This window comes from Chitinophaga solisilvae (assembly GCF_009928525.1).
Lineage (GTDB): Bacteria > Bacteroidota > Bacteroidia > Chitinophagales > Chitinophagaceae > Chitinophaga > Chitinophaga solisilvae.
The window spans coordinates 280,195-298,005 of sequence record NZ_JAABOK010000008.1; the positions used below are offsets into that span (position 1 = coordinate 280,195).

At 47.4% G+C, this 17,811-nt stretch carries 12 protein-coding genes; 2 read left to right on the plus strand and 10 right to left on the minus strand.

Going from position 1 to position 17,811, the window contains the following annotated elements; all coding sequences use genetic code 11:
• Positions 1-123 precede the first annotated feature (123 nt).
• Positions 124-1,080, plus strand: coding sequence for a tetratricopeptide repeat protein (locus GWG06_RS18555; RefSeq protein WP_160715040.1), 957 nt, complete (start codon positions 124-126; stop codon positions 1,078-1,080).
• A gap of 101 nt (positions 1,081-1,181) precedes the next feature.
• Here GWG06_RS18555 and GWG06_RS18560 read toward each other — a convergent pair whose 3' ends face one another.
• The 8 genes from GWG06_RS18560 to GWG06_RS18595 form a co-directional block, all read right to left on the minus strand.
• Positions 1,182-1,751 (minus strand): DUF6620 family protein, encoded by a 570-nt coding sequence (locus tag GWG06_RS18560; protein ID WP_160715042.1) that lies wholly within the window; start codon positions 1,749-1,751, stop codon positions 1,182-1,184.
• A 7-nt stretch (positions 1,752-1,758) separates the two neighbouring features.
• On the minus strand, positions 1,759-2,589 hold the full coding sequence (locus GWG06_RS18565; RefSeq protein ID WP_160715044.1) for a hypothetical protein: 831 nt from the start codon (positions 2,587-2,589) through the stop codon (positions 1,759-1,761).
• 3 nt (positions 2,590-2,592) lie between these two features.
• Positions 2,593-2,841 carry a hypothetical protein gene (locus GWG06_RS18570; protein WP_160715046.1) on the minus strand — a complete coding sequence of 83 codons (249 nt, stop codon included), beginning with the start codon at positions 2,839-2,841 and terminating at the stop codon, positions 2,593-2,595.
• Positions 2,842-2,851: 10 nt separating this feature from the next.
• The gene (locus tag GWG06_RS18575; protein ID WP_160715048.1) at positions 2,852-3,808 is read right to left on the minus strand and encodes an SPFH domain-containing protein; all 957 of its coding nucleotides are present in this window, start codon (positions 3,806-3,808) and stop codon (positions 2,852-2,854) included.
• Between the two features lie 247 nt (positions 3,809-4,055).
• The gene (locus tag GWG06_RS18580; RefSeq protein ID WP_160715050.1) at positions 4,056-4,973 is read right to left on the minus strand and encodes a bestrophin family protein; all 918 of its coding nucleotides are present in this window, start codon (positions 4,971-4,973) and stop codon (positions 4,056-4,058) included.
• A 109-nt stretch (positions 4,974-5,082) separates the two neighbouring features.
• On the minus strand, positions 5,083-11,427 hold the full coding sequence (locus GWG06_RS18585) for a type I polyketide synthase (RefSeq protein WP_160715052.1): 6,345 nt from the start codon (positions 11,425-11,427) through the stop codon (positions 5,083-5,085).
• Positions 11,428-11,867: 440 nt separating this feature from the next.
• Positions 11,868-12,905, minus strand: coding sequence for a proline racemase family protein (locus GWG06_RS18590; RefSeq protein WP_160715054.1), 1,038 nt, complete (start codon positions 12,903-12,905; stop codon positions 11,868-11,870).
• Between the two features lie 50 nt (positions 12,906-12,955).
• Positions 12,956-13,918, minus strand: coding sequence for an ornithine cyclodeaminase family protein (locus GWG06_RS18595; RefSeq protein WP_160715056.1), 963 nt, complete (start codon positions 13,916-13,918; stop codon positions 12,956-12,958).
• A gap of 260 nt (positions 13,919-14,178) precedes the next feature.
• Here GWG06_RS18595 and GWG06_RS18600 point away from each other — a divergent pair, with 260 nt between their 5' ends.
• Positions 14,179-15,321 (plus strand): abortive infection protein, encoded by a 1,143-nt coding sequence (locus GWG06_RS18600; RefSeq protein ID WP_160715058.1) that lies wholly within the window; start codon positions 14,179-14,181, stop codon positions 15,319-15,321.
• A gap of 22 nt (positions 15,322-15,343) precedes the next feature.
• On the opposite strand, the gene GWG06_RS18605 is transcribed toward GWG06_RS18600, so the two are convergent.
• Together GWG06_RS18605 and GWG06_RS18610 are read right to left on the minus strand one after the other, a co-directional pair.
• Complete coding sequence (locus tag GWG06_RS18605) at positions 15,344-15,856, minus strand: AAA family ATPase (RefSeq protein WP_160715060.1); 513 nt, start codon at positions 15,854-15,856, stop codon at positions 15,344-15,346.
• Between the two features lie 68 nt (positions 15,857-15,924).
• Positions 15,925-17,811, minus strand: coding sequence for a hypothetical protein (locus tag GWG06_RS18610; RefSeq protein WP_160715062.1), 1,887 nt, complete (start codon positions 17,809-17,811; stop codon positions 15,925-15,927).

Here is a 17,811-nt window from a genome sequence, read left to right on the forward strand (position 1 = left end):
CAGGATGAGTTTTAAGTATTTACTTTATCTTGCAACGTTTACGTCTAATTACTGCATGGTATTAAATGGTAATGCTATCCGTAGTAGCCTGGCTTCAACCTTTTATCCAGATTAAACTATACTATGGGTCTGTTCGACTTTTTAAAAAAGAAAAATCTTCCTGCCAGCCACTCAAACGAAGCTGATAATTCCTATGAAACACAATTTGAAGAGGAAGTATTACGTACCATTCCAAGATATTTCTCTATGCCGGGTGCAGCTGTTGACATCCGGGTACGGCATAGTAAAACAAACAAAATCATTTCATTTGCTATCGCTTATCCCGATCAATTCAATACCTGGAAAACTGTAAAATCGGTTGCAGACAGGCGCGGAATCATCTATTCCCTGCTTGATGAGCAATTGGGGCCTCAGCTGCAACTATGGCAAATAATGGAACGATTTAACGACGATCGGAACTCACAGAAAGCATTGAAACTTGCATTACAATACATGGATGCAACCGTAGAGCAGCAACCGGATTTTAATACTGCCATGGCAAGAACCTACTTTCTACTGACTCAGTTTGAGCAGGCAGAGCAATACTGTTTGAAGGCGCAGGAACTTGATCCCGGTCATATCAGGACTAAACGTATTTATGCAGACGTACTTCATTGCACAGGCAGGCAAGAACAGGCTCACCGGTTATATGAGGAGATATTGAATAAGAAACTGACAAGGGACCAGCAACTGTCTCTGTCTGTTCAACAGCTGCTCGGGTTTGACGGAGACTACATCAACTCTCCGGTTTATGCATTCTCCTGGTTAAGCAATATGGAAGATACATCAGAAGAAATCTGGAACTGGGCAAACGATGAGTTTTATTACAGCCCGTATTTTCGTGCGCAGCATGCATATCGGTTGATTGAAAGGCAGGAACATTTGCGGGGGTTGGCGAAGTTGCTAAGTCTGGTTGAGGAAATGCCGTGGTACAAGGATGCAGTAGTTAACTGCTACCATCTTATTGAACAATCAGGCATGCAGGAGCAGTTGAAGGAAGAATACAACTGGCTGGAAAGGTTGATGGCAAAGGAAATTTAGATAAATTTACCGCAGATATAAAATAGCCTGATAAATAGATAAACTGAAAAAGCCGGGATCTGATGCCCGGCTTTTTCAGTTTATCTATTTGGTTCAGATCATCAGAACTGAATATCATCAGCGACATTGCCACCCTGCGCATCCGTAAACAGTTGCTGGTACTTGGTTTTATAGCCATCCTGCCTGGATGTATATCCCTGGAAGTCTGCCTGGATATCCTGGTGAATCTGTTCATTCCAGAGTGACGCTGCTATCTGGAAGTCACCGAGGGTAATACCGTATTTATCAGCTACCCACTGAGCGCCATCCAGGCCGTATTCATAGGCCACATTCCTCGCTACTTCCAGCTCCTGGTAAAAGTCTTTATCGGATTTGATTCTTACAGTATTCTCATTTCCTGCTGCAGAAGTATCAGCTTTCAGACCGTTGAATTTAGGATGCTGATCTGCCTGGCCAAAGTATTGTCCGAACAGGGTAACAATCTCGAAGGAAGCATCCTGTTTCATGCGCTCAGGCCACAGGAGGTTGGCTTCCTGCCATACGGGTAACTCCACTCCCAGTGCTTTGGCCACATCGTCTTCACTCAGGCCGCTGCCTATTTTAGCGCAGGCTGCGCTGTAATCTTCCAGGGTAATGCCGTGAATAGGCGCTAATAAAGGATTTTCAGACATAAACAATCTATTTATAATGGTTAAAAGTGTACTCTTCCAATAATCGCTGATAGAATTTTTCATTCTCTCCTGCCATATCCGGCACTATCCTGTTCCACTCATCAAACATGGCGCGCAGGTATTTTTTATACAGTACCGGGTCCTGCGGGCGGCTGCTTTCATATGCCCTGCGAAGCTCCGCCGTACGCTGCTCTGCCAGTTCCCGCGCGTTGTGCAGTACCATTCTTGCGGCAGTAGACGGACTAAAGGTATTCTGCGACTGGCAGAAGGGACAGGGAATATAGGTGTCGATGAAAAACATTTTCGGAATGGTTATATTACCACCGCATTGTTTGCAGGTAAACTGGTCCTTTATTTTTTCGAAAGCCGCCAGCTCCTGCTGGTAGGCACTTTCCAGGTCCTGCTCCCCTGCTGCATGGCGCAACGCTTCCAACGCTTCATTGAGCCGGTCATCGAAAAGATGATAGCGGTCCAGGCAGGCCATCCTGAAATCATGTACATACCTGTAATACTCACTGCCGGCCGGAGAGGTAACCGGCGGCAAAGCTGCTTCAGCACTGTATATGAAGGAAATAATATTTTCTTCTTTCACCTCATTCGCCTTATCCCGCATATTGTTGAACTGTCCCATCAGCCCCAGCAACATATGGTAGTGCGAACGTTTGTACGGGTCTGTATCTTCTTTAAAAACCTGCTGCAGTTCCGGGATACCGGCGTCTGTCAGCTCTTCCATGCGGGCTTCGAGCCTGTCAAGAAATACAAACCAGCGTTGCTGCCTGGATTGCAGCTCCGCCAGCAGTTCGGGGTTACTGTACTTTTTCTTAAAGAAATCAAACATGTATTAGGAGTTATTTTCTTTCCTGATATGAATACCGTCTGTAAGCGTGATGTTCATAAATGCAAAGCCGCAGTAGGCACAGCTGGTCAGGCCTTTATGATAAGCCCTTCCGGCGCCGCAGTTGGGACAGTCGCGGATATCCATTTTCGCTTCTTCCTCCGGTACCCCACCGCCATAATGCTGTTGCGTGGTGGCCTTTTGCCGGAGCTTTTCCAGGAAGGAGGCGGTTCTTTTTTTGTTATCGTCTGTCATACAGGCAGGATCAGAGTAATTTGAGTAGTTCTTCTTTTTTGGCAGTATATTCTGACTCGGTAATGAGTGCCGCTTCATACAGTGATTTCAGCTTACGGAGCCGTTCTGTGATGTCATCCGCAGGAGCGGGTTTATGCTGAGCAGCGTTGGCCGGGTTCATCATACCAGCCATCATTCCCAGCACCACTCCCTGCCGCGCGCCATCGCCCAGTACCGATCCTTCCCTATCCATAGCATCCGCGATACTATACTGCGAGAACTTATTCATATCTGTCACCATATTCATACCCGTTACCTTATCGTATTGGCGCAATACCTCTTCCGGCAGGGTGATACCGGTGATGGTAAAGCGGGTCACCTCCACGCCGAAGTCAGCGAAATATGGCTGAATAAGCGGCTGTATTCTTTCGTTCAGCGCTGAAACATTGGCGGCAGCTTCCACTGCAGGTATTTTTGCGAGCGATAGTACTTCCCCGAACTTCGGGGATATGAAATCGCGCAGCTGTAATTCCAGCTCAGTAACGGTGAGCATGGGCCAGGTGCCTGCATATTCTTTAAAGAATTTCGCCACATCCGTGATGCGTACATTATAAGTGCCGAAAGCGCGGATACGCACCTGGCCAAATACCGGATCTGTCATGAGAACAGGCGCAGGTGTTCCCCATTTCAGGCTAACAAACTGGTGCGTATTGAAAAAGTATACATCTGCCTTGAAAGGGCTTTCAAATCCGTACTTCCAGCCACGCAGCCTGGAAAGCACGGGAACATTCTCTGTTTTCAGGCTGTGCCGGCCGGCGGAAAATACGTCTGCCAGCTGTCCTTCGTTGAGCAGCATGACCTGTTGGCTTTCGCGGACAGTGAGCATCGCGCCGTTTTTAATTTCCTTGTCGGCATCCGGAAATTTCCACATGAGTACCTTTGGGTCCGGCGTTAATGACTCAATAACTTCAATAAAGGGCAATGCCATTGTATGACTATTTTAAAGCATGATCCGAATGACTCTGTCGCCATACCTCAGCAGACAGGATCTGCTGCTGTGCGGGGTAACTATCTAAAATAAGTGTAAAAATCCATAAAACAAAGCATGGGCCGGCTGTGAGATGTGGCGGGAGACGGAGAACAGGCGGCCGGATAAAGGTTTAAGATATTGTTAAGTGATGTGGGACAGGCCGCCTACTTATCATGATGAAAATAGAAATGGAGAATTTGGTCTTTTAATCTATAAATCCATGCGTGTTTTTAGGTGTTATTTCGGTACGCTTTCCTGCCAGCTCCAGCAAGGTGGTTTCTATCATTTCACACATACTGCCAAGTGCCAGGTCGTTTGTATCTGTACCAAACGGGTCCTCTATTTCATCGGCGATAGCTTCAAAGGCCACGAAGGTATAGGCTATAAATACTACTATAAAAGGAGTTAACCAGCTAAGGCTGTCTACCAGTCCGAAGGGCAGCAGAAAGCAATAGATATACACCGTGCGGTGCAGCAATACACGGTAGCTGTATGGAATTGGCGTAGAAGCGATTCTTTCACAACCGCCTATCACATCGGCTATTTTATCGAGGTTCTCGTCAAACCGGGCCTGCTGAATGGAATCGATCCTGTTTTCAAGTTTTGCATGTTGTACCCATTCGCCTAAAAGCCTTGTTATTACAATTGGTTTGTAGCGATCCTGTTCCACCAGCTGAAACTGTGCTTCCGTCAGCCTTTGGCGGAGGTCTTCTGCCGGATCTGTTCCTCTCAGCTGATGTTTCAGTGCATAGGTACAGGCAGTGAGCAGCTGTACAAATTCCATCACTGTGGCCTTATCTGTGTTTACATTCACCAGTGTCAGGGCCTGACGCACCAGAGAGCGGGTGATATTCAGCTGTGCGCCCCAGAGTTTACGTCCTTCCCAGAAACGCTCGTAGCTTGCACTGTTACGGAATCCCAGAAACAAAGCCAGCACAAATCCAAACAGGGTAAGCGGTGCAGGATTCAGTGGTACTTTGTAGGAAAGAATATTTCCATGCAGGTATACAATGCCCAATGACAGTAAAAACAGTGCCAGCAGGCGTGGCAATAATTTAGGAAGCACGGAACCGTGCCACACAAAAAGCATCCTGAACCAGTGTTCTTTCTTTCTGATAATCATAGTGCTGATCCGCCTGTTAGTTTCCGGCGATTCCTGCCAGCAAAGGTAAGGCAATTCAGGTATGCTGAGCCATTGCCGCACCGCGGCAGCATGGATTCACTTTTCTGCATCAGGCGCTGATGATACCGCTTTCCTGTAATATATAATGTGCCAGGAATTTAATCCTGGGATTTTTATTAATAACAATCAGCGGAATTGACAGGCCCATACTGCTTTCAATTTTATTGCGCAGCTGTGTTATCATCAGGGAATCTATTCCCATATCACCGAAGGGCGTGTCTGTCATAATGCGCGAAGGCGTCATCCTGGTGATGGAGCCTAATAGTCCCTGTAACAACTGTTCCATTTTTTCTTCAGCGACGGCGGCTGATTCATAGTTCAGGAGAGCTGTTTTCCATGCTGATGTATTGCCAGTGTTGACCTTCTTTTCATCCAGCAGCTCTTTAAACAGGTTATCCCGGAGATAGGACGGATTGCAGGAGATGAATTTATATGGATTAAATTTTATGGACATCACATCTGTCAGGCTATTCTTCAGTATATACGAGAATATTTCGAGGAAGCTATCTACAGTAAAACTGCCTATACCTTCTTCATGGAGCCTTGCTCCTCTTATATCCTTTGCTGCCGCCAGCCCGACATCTGCAACCGTTCCCCAGTTGATGCAGGTCACGGGCAGGCCGGCTGCCTGCCGGTATTTTGATAACGCATCAAGGAAAGCATTGGCTGCTACATAATTACCTTGTCCTGGCAACCCCAGGAAGGAAGCCGCAGAAGAGAACAGTACAAAGTACTGTAATTCGTCCTGTTGTGTCAATTGATGCAGCAACCATGCACCATTGGTTTTAGCCAACAGTGGTCTGTTAAACTGAGATTCATCCATTGTCATTAAAGTGCCGTCATCTAATACAAGTGCAGCATGAAAAATACCTTTTATCGGAGGAAATTTTCCTCTTACCTCCTCCAGCATATTCTTTACTGCATTAAAATCACTGATATCTCCTTTTATGATCTCTAGCTCACAACCGGCTGCCCGCATATCGGCAATAATATTAGCGGCTGCCTGACCGGGATCGTTGCGGCCTGTCAGTACTATGTGTGCAGCTCCGTTCTGGGACATCCACCGGGCAATAGTGATACCCAGCCCACCCATCCCACCGGTGATGATATAGGTTTCATGCGCATTAAACAGGAGAGGTACAACGGAAAATCCGGATGGTGTCATATTGAAAACAATTTTCCCGGTGTGTTGCCCTCCTGCCATGAGGGAAAAGCCGTCCTTCACAGCCGAAGCAGGAAAAACAGTTTTAGGCAGCGGGGGCAGATGTCCTGCCAGGACACCTTTCATAATTTCCGTATGCAACTGGTATATGCTTTCCGGCTGTTCCATATACAACACATGCAGGTCCAGGAATGAATAGGCAATGCCTTTTTTGAAAACTGACATACCCAGGCTGGTATTACCGTAGATATCCTTTTTCCCTATATCGCAGTACCTGCCGGCACAACGCAGCAATGTCATACTTTTCACCAGGAGCTCTCCTGTAACTGCGCCCAATATTACATCTACTCCTTCATTACCTGTATAATTCCAGGTATCCTGTACAAAAGCGGTGGAGCGGGAATCCATCACATACTGTATTCCCATATCCCGCAGCAATTGTCTTTTAGCTGCTGTACCTGCCGTTGCATAGATTTCTGCGCCTATCATATTGGCGATATGGATGGCAGCCAGGCCTACCCCTCCGGATGCATTGTGTATCAGCACACGTTCACCTTTTTTCAGGCCGGCATTGGTTACCAATGCCCTGTATGCGGTACCATATGCAACAGGTATAGTGGCCGCATCTTCGTAATCAAGATTATCCGGAATCACTATTACGAATGTTTCCCTGGTTACAATAAAGGAGCCCAGCGCATCGCCGGCAGGCGTTATTCCCATAACGCGATACCCCGGACGTACCCCTGCAACTCCTGGACCCACGCGGGTTACCTCCCCTGCAAACTCTATTCCCAGGCTCATTTTTCCTCCCGGATACACTCCCAATGCCGACAATACATTCATAAAATTAAGTCCGCAGGCGGCTATTCTCACCTCCACCTCTCCTTCTCCCGGAACAGATCTCATACACACAATTGGAGTAATACCTTCCAGCAGGCCGGGGGTATCTGTTACAAAACGGTAAGGACAGTCAGCTGCAACCGGTACCTGTATGATGTCTGTTGCCGTATGTTTCTTTTCGTCCGGTGAATAATGCGTCAACCTGCTCACATAAATATTTTCACCGCGTACAGCAAATGCCTTATCGTTTGTTGCCGATTCCAGCAAGCGGCAAACTGATTCCCACTCTATCCCGGTAGCCTGTAGTGACAGGTCAAAGCGTGTGCAATCATATTCCTGGAATTCATGAAAGGCGGTATGCATCAGATTCCACAGGGGGGCATTAAAAAGTTCAACCCGTTCACCCTGCAGTATAGCCTGGGTGCCGGATGTAATGATTACCAATTTAAGCGGAGTGCCGGAAATCCGTTGCTGCAGGGTACGCAACAAGTTTATCAGCGGCATACAATCTGCCGTAATATATTCCGCCGGATTACTGACGGGTACGGATGGTGTACGGTTCAGACAGATGATTCCCCGTACAGGAGATCCGTTATCATGCGTTAATGCATCCTGTAAATCCGCCTCGCTATTCACCAGTGTTGCTTCCCTGCCGGTTTTAATCAGTTGCGTGATTAAACCTTCCGGATGTTGGTCTTTGTCTTTGGACCATACCAGCCACCGGCCTGCAGGAAGGTGTGCGGGTTTATCTGCATCAGCCGGAAGGTGATAAGGTTGCCACTTCAGGTTGTACAGGAAATCCGCCGGTTTCTTTTCCTGCATGACTTCCATATTCTTAAAGCATAAATCTTCAATAGTTACTATCTTATCTCCGGTATCATTATAAATGGAAATCTGTATATGGTACTCTCCCCTGATGGCTTTTGACAACCGTATAATTGTTGCCTTTACCCATAGCACAGGAGTTATTGTGCTGTCATCAAAAAAAGTGCATTTATGAAAGGCTGCCGCCAGAATGCTTCCCCCTGTTCTATCTTCGCTGATACCCAGCAGGCATCCTGTATGCAGACAAGCGTCAAGTATGGCGGGATGAAAGATATGCCGGTTACCCGCTTTTATTAATGTTCGGGATACTTCAATTTTTCCTGCCGCCTGGTCATCTTTGATATAAAAATCTCTCAGCAGGCTAAAATTTTTCCCGTACTGTAATCCGTATTTTTCAAACTTCGCATAACATTCTTCCCTGGCATGATGCTCATAACTGTCGAGCTCCTGTATGAGATCCTTCAGCGGATAATTTGTAACAGGAAATGAAGCGGTAGTTAAACGGAGATACCCTGTAGCTAACAGTATCCAGTCTGTATTATGCTGTTTGTCTTTACTGTAAAAACTAAATTCAATATTCCCCTCTGCAGATGAAGTGAGGATCAGCTGTACGCGTGTTGCCGATTCATCCAGTATCAGCGTTTGTTTGTATTCGATCTTCTCCATCACATACTGCCTGTCAGGGTAACTGATTGTTGCAGCGCTCATAACATACTCCAGGTATCCTGTACCAGGAAATACGGCCACATTATTTATAGCATGATCATTCAGGAACGGGAACAAACTGGTACTGAGATCGGATTCCCAGTAAATCTTTTTATCATCTGAAGATGCCAGATGAAGACGGGTACTGCCAAAAGAATGCAGACTATCTGTAGCCTGATACGGAATAGTTCCGGGCTTTCTTTCATCCACCCAGCATCTCTCCCATTGCCAGGGGTATCGTGGAAGTGGTATCGCTGCTATTTCAGCCGTTCTCAGCGGATAAACACTGTGCCAGTCTACCTTTCCACCTGCTTTATACAGCAGGCAAAGCTGTTCAAGCATTTCTTCCATCTCCGGCTGTTCACGCTTCAGAGAGCCAATGACTGTACAATTTGTTTTCCGGAGATATTCCATGTTCTGTTGTATTACAGGAAGCAGTGTAGGATGAGGGCCCAATTCAATGAATATATATTCTTCCTGTTGCAGCATTTGCTGTATTCCCTGGGAAAACAATACCGGTTTTCTCAGGTTATTCACCCAATAGGAGGCATTACACGCTTCTCCGTGTATGAAACTGTTGACTACTGTTGAATAAAAAGGGATATCAGCTTTACCGGGTAAAATGCCGGTTAACTGTTCCTCCAGTTCTTCTTTTAACGAATCTACCAGCGGGCTGTGAGAGGCAATATCTGCATTGATACGCCGGCAGAAAATATCTTTTGCCTCCAGTTGATGAAGTATGCTATCAACAACTGCCGGATCTCCGGAAATCACGGTGGAGACAGGGCCGTTACTGGCAGCAATGGAAACTTTATCTTCATAGGGACGCAGGATTTCCATCGTATCTTCCATACCCGATTCAATTAATGCCATGGCTCCCTGACCGGATAACTTCCTGGCCAACCTGCTGCGGCGGCAGATAACCGACACCGCATCAGGTAAAGAGAGAATTCCCGCCATACAGGCGGCGGCTATTTCTCCCATACTATGTCCTATGACAACATCTGGGCTGATGCCCCAGGATTCCCAGAGGCGGGCCAGGGATATCTCAATGGCAAACAATACCGGCTGCAGGATGTTGATCTCTCCCAAGCGGTTGTCTGCGCCTGTTTTATTGATTTCCGCTATTACAGACCATCCCGTTTCAGCGCTGATGGCAGCGTCGCAGGCGATCATGGACTGTCTGAAAACGGGCGATGTTTCCAGCAGGCTTTTTCCCATGCCCTGCCACTGTCCGCCCTGACCGGGGAAGACAAAAGCTATTTTCCTATGCTGCCATTTAATAACCGGTTTAGACGGCAGGCTCTCCGCAAGTGCTTCCTGTAATCTTTGCTGTATGGTAACTGCATCCTTTCCGGAAACACATAGGCGGCAGGGTAGATCCGAGCGGCGCAGCGCAGCAGCAGCAGCGATATTGTATGCAGCAAACTTTCGCTGAGCAAGCAGTGTACTATATTCACCTGCGAGTATGGTCAGGGCCTGATCGTTTGCAGCCGAAACAGGCAATATTATATACGGCTGTTCAGATGTTTTTTCAGCCGGCTCCTGCATATTAACAGCAGGTGTTTCTCTCAGTACCACATGTGCGTTGGTACCATTCAGCCCAAAAGCATTCACGCAGGCATACCTGATACGCTTACCGGGCAGCCAGTCAGTATTACTGACCGGTATGGTTACAGGCATGTTTTCCCAGGGAATAGCTTTGCTGGGGGTTTTGAAATGCAGGTTAGCGGGAATGCAGTTATGCTGTAGCGCCAGCACTGCTTTAATGAATCCGGCCATGCCGGCAGAAGACTCCGTATGACCGATATTTGTTTTGGAAGATCCTACCAGTAAATTTTTCGTTCTCGTACTACTTCTGAAGACGCTGGCAATCCCGCTCATTTCAATCGGGTCGCCAACCGGAGTGCCGGTGCCATGGGCTTCAAAGTAGTCTATATCATCAGGAGATACACCTGCTTTTTTCAGTGCCTCCCGGATCACTTTTTCCTGGGTTACCGGATCAGTGGTAACATAACTGGACCGGCCCCCTGCAGTATTGGTCGCAGTGCCGGCAATAACCGCCAGTATTTTATCTCCGTCTTTCAGGGCGTCACCGTACCGTTTTAATACAACAACTCCGGCCCCTTCCGATCTTGCAAAACCTTTTGCATCGTTGTCAAATGATCTGCAGCAGCCATCAGCGGCAAGCACTCCCAGTTCGGAAAGGCTGATATACCGGCCAGGAGACAGGATCAGATTAACACTGCCGGCCACGGCCAGGTTACACGTTCCGGACAACAGATCATTACAGGCAAGACTGATAATTGTCAGGGAAGTAGAACAGGCAGTATCTGTTGCAATACTTGGTCCATGTAGTCCGTAAACATATGAAATACGTCCGCAGCTGGATGACCGCATGTTGCCTGTCAGCAGCTGGCTATTGTCGCAGTTGGCAATATCTTCATACTCGTCCCACAAAATGCCTGTGTATACCCCGGTAGCGCTATCTTTCAGTTCATTGATCTTTATATTGCCGTTTTCAAATGCCTCGTAGCTCAATTCCAGCAGCTGACGGAATTGCGGATCCATTGCTTTTGCCTCCAGGGGGGTAATATTGAAGAACCCTGTATCAAACAAATCAATATTCTCAAGATATCCTCCGTGCCTGGTGTATATTTTTCCCGGAATTTTTCCGGTTTCATCATAATACCGGTCAAAGTTCCATCTGTCATTCGGTATATCATGGATTACATTTATATTATTCTTCAATATTTCCCAGTATTTTTCCGGAGAAGTGGCTCCGCCTGGGAAACGGCAGCTCATACCAATGACAGCTACTGCATTTTTCAGATTATCTTCATGTGCGGAATTATATAGCATACACACAAAATTTAGCATACAATAAAAGAACTCTCAACGAAAGCTTTGTACCGGAGTATTACGTATTACCTGCTGATATAATTAAATACCTATGCCCTGGACGGACACAGCTTCAATAGACAGATCTTAGACCTGCTCTCTATCCTGACGGTTAACACATTACAAAAGTAGAAACATAGATGGAGGGGGTGCTAAATAAACTATATCCCGGCCAGCAGGTTTTAGAGCCCTTTCCGGTGATATTTCCGGATCATGTCCGGGTAGTATAACAAACAGGGTTTCTGGCATCCTGGGGAATGCCGGAAAAACCGTTACAATAAGTTACCGTTTAATCCGGATCGCAGCAGCGTACCCCAATGCAAGTGAATATCCCAACAGGCTATGATGCAACAGAGCGGCCATGCCGCATAAAACACCGGGACCGGTTTACAGGTGAGTTGCTATCTGAAAATAAATCCTTCTTTAAACGGATCTTCCGGATCAAAATAGAAAGTATGCCGCCCGGTGATAGAAGCAGTTCCACTTACCTGCGGTATGACAGCGTTGTAATCACCAAAGGTGGTCTGCTCCCTTGCCGTTACCCCCATCGTGCTGCCGGTAATGCTTTCTATTATTATAGTTTCATTGAGCTTTAATTCCCCTTTGGCATGGTGCAGCGCAGCACGCGCGCTAACGCCGGAACCGGTAGCGGAACGGTCTACCTCTCCTTCTGCAAAGATGCATACATTGCGGCTGTGATGTTCTTTTTTATGGGCCTTGCCTGTGAAGATGGTGCCATATAAAAAGCTCAGGTCTTCTTCAAAAGGATGTCTGATGGTAAAATTGTTCATCACTGCCTGTTTAATCCTGCGCCCGTAATCAATCAGCTGGTTATAGTGGCTGGCATCCAGATGCAGCTGAACGCTGTCAGCATCTACAAATGCATAAAAAGCGCCGCCATAAGCCACATCAAATGTTACATTGCCGATACCGGGCACCATTACTTCCTGGGCAGCTAAATACAGAAAGGAAGGGACATTACGGAAGGATACATCTTTTACGTTACCATTGTCTATGATAGCACGGGCATAGATTTTCCCGGCAGGTACGTTAAAGATCAGCTCAGGATGATTCCCCTCTTTCTTAATGATGCCGGTTTCCAGCACCAGTTTGGTCAACGCAATCATCGCATGGCCGCACATGGTGCTGTAGCCTTCGTTATGCAGGAAGAACACATCCAGGTCCGCGTCTGCGGAAGCAGATATCACCGCGCCGTACATGTCTGCATGGCCACGCGGCTCCCACATGATACCCGTACGGATGTAATCCAGGTGTTCCTTGAAATATCTTCTTTTTTCCAGCACAGTTTCTCCTTTTACAGCAGGTAATCCGGAGATAAAGACACGCAGCGGTTCGCCGCCGGTATGCATGTCTATCGTTTCTATCTTTAACCACCGGGCCGGCGCTTCCCAGTGAAAATTATGAAGCTGTGTTTGCATCTGATGAATCATGAATGATGAAGAATTGTTATTGCTGCACTACAGGAGGTTTAAAAAGAAACTGCTGTACCGATGTTTGCGGCGCTGGCCTTTTCATACAGCGCCCTGGCCATAAACAGATCAAAAAGCGCCATGCCGGCGGATTTGTAGGCAGTAGTAACATTAACGTCTATCTTCACTTCACCGGTTAAAAGTTTTCCGATAGTGAATACATCTTCCTCCTGTAAAATTCCTTTCATGAGCGGATTGATAATATCGCCGGTTTCTTTTTTAGCGAATACGGAATCTATGGCCAGTTTCCCGGATAACCGGAAAACCTGATCCGGCAGCTCCTGCATGTCCGGTTTGTAGGAACCGATACTGATGAAATGTTTATTTTCCAGCAAACGCGGATCATCCGGTAAAACCGGCGTGGCAGAGCGGCTGGCGGCAATAATCACGTTTGTGTGTTGCAGGATGGTATCCGCATCTTTACAGGGTATGACGGTGACTGCCGGGAATTGCTCCCGGAGTGCTGTCACAAATGCATCCATACCTGTCTGGGATCGTTGCAGACAATATATTTTCGTCACTGGCCGCACCGCGCAGGCAAAAACAGCCTGTTGGATTCCCTGTACGCCCGCGCCGATTAATCCGATAGTATCAACATCGGGAGGAGTCATATATCTGATGCCTATGGCGCCCAATGCGCCGGTACGCAATGCCGTCAGCTTTGCGGCATTCATCATCGCCAGCGGGAAACCGGTATGCGCATCGTTGAGCAACATGGCGCCGTTGGTGACAGCCAGCTGCTGCTCACGGTTTCCCGGCACTACCGATACCAGCTTCGTACCAAAATAGTCATGGGAAAAAGAAGGCATGGAAAGAAAAGTATTTTCTCCCCAATCGATATGCATGCGTTTGGGTACCAGGCAACTATTCTGCTCGTTGGCAATCAATGCCGCCTCTACGGTTGCGATCACTTCTTCCAGAGAAAGCAGGTTTGCAACATCATTGTTATTTAATATCAGCATTACAGATATACATGAAAATAACCTGTCTTACCAGACAGGTAAACCTAGATACAATTAACCCTGAAATTTCAGTGATAAATATTTTAACAGTGTGAATGTATTACTTATTGCCGTGGCGGGCCGCACCGATGTTGACCGTTTCTTTGCCGAAATTAACCGGCATCCGGCGGTGGCATTCAGGGGTAACTTACAATTTTGTCTTACATTTATCAGCCGGGCGTAACTGAAGATATAATACCAACAGCATCAGATGGCACCATATGAATAAGACAGCTATTACCAGGAGGAATTTACTGAGGCAGGTGGGATACGCGCTGATCCTGCTTCCGGCTCCGGCTTACCTGAAAAAGGTTTGTGCCGGTATACCTGCACCCCGGAACAACCATATGCAATATAAGGGCGTCAACTATGATACGGGAACAAATTTCTCGCCCGGAAATTTATCAGCGGACTGGGACGAGCAGGCGATGCAGTTCGATATCCGCGTTATCCGCCGGGAGCTGCACTGCAATGCCGTGAATGTTTTCGGCACCGATATACCGCGGCTTACTAAAACCGCCGCCTTCGCGGCCGCAGAGGGCCTGCAGGTATGGATACAGCCCCGGTTATTTCACAGCAGCCAGGATGAGATGCTGACGCATTTATCTATAGCAGCCAGGGAGGCGGAACAGCTGAGGCAGCAATATCCCGGCCTCATATTAAATACCGGCTGTGAAAGCAGCCTGTTCGTATCCGGTATTATTCCCGGCGATAATATGGAGGCAAGGGTGCGGCAGCTGACTGACAACTGGCAGTCTATTCCCGCCTGGAATGAAAAACTGAATGCCTTTCTCGTTAAAGTAAGCGCTACTGCCAGGGCCGGATTCAAAGGAACAATCACGTATGCTGCCGGTCCCTGGGAATCGGTCAGCTGGCAGCTTTTCGATATAATAGGACTGGATTATTACCGCGAAGCAACCAATGAGAAAAACTATGCGGAAGCATTACGCGCCTTTCACCAATATGGCAAGCCGGTGGTGATTACAGAATTTGGCTGCTGTACCTATGAAGGAGCGGATAAAAAAGGCGCTGCCGGTCATGAAATTATTGACTGGAAGAACAGCGGTCCGGAGATCAAAACGGGTTATATCCGTAGCGAAAAAACACAGGCTGACTATCTCCGTGATCTGTTCAGCATCTATCAGCGTGAAAAAGTGCATGGTGCATTTGTATATGTATTTAACAATGCGGAGCTGCCTCACGCTGCAGCAACACGGTATGACCTGGATATGGGGAGCTATAGCCTGGTGAAGGCCTTGCCTGCCGACAGCGGCAACCAGGATGTTAGCCGGCGATGGGAACGTAAGGCATCTTTTCACGCAGTAGCCGCCATGTTCCGCGACGGCCATATCCCGGAGCGTTGATATCTCCTACCCTGTCCGTATGCTAAAAATTTCGCACACCGATATATGCCAGGATCACATCTACTGCTGATTGCCCGGGAATACCGGTATCTATTTCCAGATCGGCATCATCTCTCAGCAGAGGTTCAATGGTTTGTATTAAACGAAGTACCCTTGCGGCTTCTTCCGGCGTGCAGCCGTAACTGTTACTCCCACGGGATGCCAGCCGGTCGAGGATGACATGGTCCGGCGCAGTGAGTAATACGATATAATCGAAGTAAGGATAAAATCTGCTCATATTGCTGGCGCATCCGCTTACAAAAAGCAGCTCAGCGGTATCTGCGGTCAGCAGTTTTTCCACGCGGCTTTCGTCCCATATCCAGTCTTTCCCTTCTTTCACCTCATTGTCCGGGTAGTCCGGATCAGTCCCCGCATCAGCCCATACAGAATAGGCAGCACTGTCAAGATCGGCTGTGGTGAAGCCGCGTGCCTGGAGTTCTAAAATAGTGCTGGTTTTCCCGGTGCCGGACATACCGGTGATGAGTACTGTTTTCATAGCATGCTAAGTTCGGGAAATATTACAGAAGTTAACATTCAAAAATATGTCTGCTGTCAGCGGTATATCTATGCGTGTTTATTATATCCTGTATTGCATAAACAGACAATCCCATCAACAATACGGCTATATGGATTGAAGCCGCTCAGTTCAATGGCTCCGGACAATACTCCTAAAAAGGCCCGCCGGACAGCCACGCCCCTGTTGGGTTCCAATGTGTAGGTACTTCTAAAAGCCTTATCAGCATCAATAAACAGCTTTGCATCCGTTTCATTGTTTCCTTCACCTCCTCCAATGATATGGTGTTTCCAGATTCCTGAGATAATATTCCGTAAAGTATTTACCACCGGATGAAGCTGGTCGTGGCTGGAAATGGCTTCATCAAAGAAGCAGCACCACTGATCTGCCAGTGCCCATAAACTTTTGATATCATTACCGGCAGTCATGCAGCTTTTGAGCGTTACTGCCGCCACCTCACAACATCGCTCGTATACAGGCCCTTCTGTAATATCCCCCGGCAGTACTCTCCGGACAGCTCTTTGCACGAGTTCCCGGATGTCTGTCCTGCACAGCTCCCATAAAGGGAGCCACTCACCTGTATGTAGTAAATCGCCATCAGCAATCCTGCAGGAGACATTTCTGTCTTCCTGTAATTTAAAACCAAATATTTGCGCAGACTTCTCATCTGCAGCACATAAAACATCCAGTTGTCGTCGCAATTGATAGCGCGGATTAATAGCATACCATACACATATCCCTATAGCAGATTCCGCAGCCTCTGCATGTCCGGCCTCTCCGCAGTCACATGCCAGTGCATCATCCGTTATCATCGCCAACGCTTCCGCATATCCGGCCATTCCTATTGGACCTGCGACGGATAATGCTACCAGTAATTCATTAACGCCATCTCCCTGCTTACTATCAGAAAAGAAATCAATGATATCGTTATAACGAAAAGTATTGTCAAGTACCCGTTTGATTTTGCCACATTTTCGTGCACTCATAAAAGTACCTGCCTTATCTGCCAGATGGTGATACCCATCTGCTCCCATGGGCACTCTGAAATAAGGCACCATAAATCCGTCCCACCATCGCATTTTCAGGTATTCCTCCGGAGTTACGGGCCCTCCGCATGATAAAATGAGATGCTCCAGCTCCTTTACTGCCATAATTTCTATTCCGGCTGTTACCATTTCCCGCCATTTCATAAATGCACCCGCTACCACGGCGTCTCTGAGTCCGGCAGCCACAGCAGATCCTCTCAGACATGTAATACCTTCGTTCATCACTTTTATATAGGTAGCATATTCTCCCACACCAACATCATCATGAGCGCCTACATTATCAACTGCTATCAGCACAATAAGGAGTGAGCTGCATAAGTCCAGTATACGCTCATCGGCTATCCGGATAAACTGCCAGATAAAAACGCTGGCAAAGGTATTCCGTATTATCACAGGCAGCGCATTATCCAGTTTTCCGCGGCACTGCTGCTGATACTCCTGCCAAAGCAGTTTCGCCTCATTGCCCTTTTCCGGAATTACTGTTCCTATTGTATCTATCCATTCGCCCGACCGATGTTTACCGATCAATGCAGTTGCAGCAGCCAGCACCGCCATAGCGGCCAAAGGGCCTGATGACACAGCAAAACGCAGTTCATCGGACAGTGCAGTATCAATCACCAGCCGGCATAATTCCCCGAAGGGAGTTGTCTCAGGGACTTTTGCTGATTCATATGGAACGTAAACTGGTTCCTTTACAAAAATTGTATGAGGACCATTTTTACCCTGGGGAGATGCCAGTTTTTTGAGGAGTTTCAAAAACCTGTCGTTGATATTACTATCTGACAAGCCACATGCTTCGATACTCCAAACATCCGGCTGTTTCATTTTTAAATGATGCCGTAGTGCAGCTATCTGATCTGCCCTGAAGTTGCCGGTCATAGGAGCACCCAT

Excerpts from the sequence above, each read along its gene's own strand:
- GWG06_RS18555 (WP_160715040.1), top strand. The coding sequence starts at position 124 with ATGGGTCTGTTCGACTTTTTAAAAAAGAAAAATCTTCCTGCCAGCCAC.
- GWG06_RS18560 (WP_160715042.1), bottom strand. The coding sequence starts at position 1,751 with ATGTCTGAAAATCCTTTATTAGCGCCTATTCACGGCATTACCCTGGAA.
- GWG06_RS18565 (WP_160715044.1), bottom strand. The coding sequence starts at position 2,589 with ATGTTTGATTTCTTTAAGAAAAAGTACAGTAACCCCGAACTGCTGGCG.
- GWG06_RS18570 (WP_160715046.1), bottom strand. The coding sequence starts at position 2,841 with ATGACAGACGATAACAAAAAAAGAACCGCCTCCTTCCTGGAAAAGCTC.
- GWG06_RS18575 (WP_160715048.1), bottom strand. The coding sequence starts at position 3,808 with ATGGCATTGCCCTTTATTGAAGTTATTGAGTCATTAACGCCGGACCCA.
- GWG06_RS18580 (WP_160715050.1), bottom strand. The coding sequence starts at position 4,973 with ATGATTATCAGAAAGAAAGAACACTGGTTCAGGATGCTTTTTGTGTGG.
- GWG06_RS18585 (WP_160715052.1), bottom strand. The coding sequence starts at position 11,427 with ATGCTATATAATTCCGCACATGAAGATAATCTGAAAAATGCAGTAGCT.
- GWG06_RS18590 (WP_160715054.1), bottom strand. The coding sequence starts at position 12,905 with ATGCAAACACAGCTTCATAATTTTCACTGGGAAGCGCCGGCCCGGTGG.
- GWG06_RS18595 (WP_160715056.1), bottom strand. The coding sequence starts at position 13,918 with ATGCTGATATTAAATAACAATGATGTTGCAAACCTGCTTTCTCTGGAA.
- GWG06_RS18600 (WP_160715058.1), top strand. The coding sequence starts at position 14,179 with ATGAATAAGACAGCTATTACCAGGAGGAATTTACTGAGGCAGGTGGGA.
- GWG06_RS18605 (WP_160715060.1), bottom strand. The coding sequence starts at position 15,856 with ATGAAAACAGTACTCATCACCGGTATGTCCGGCACCGGGAAAACCAGC.
- GWG06_RS18610 (WP_160715062.1), bottom strand. The coding sequence starts at position 17,811 with ATGGGTGCTCCTATGACCGGCAACTTCAGGGCAGATCAGATAGCTGCA.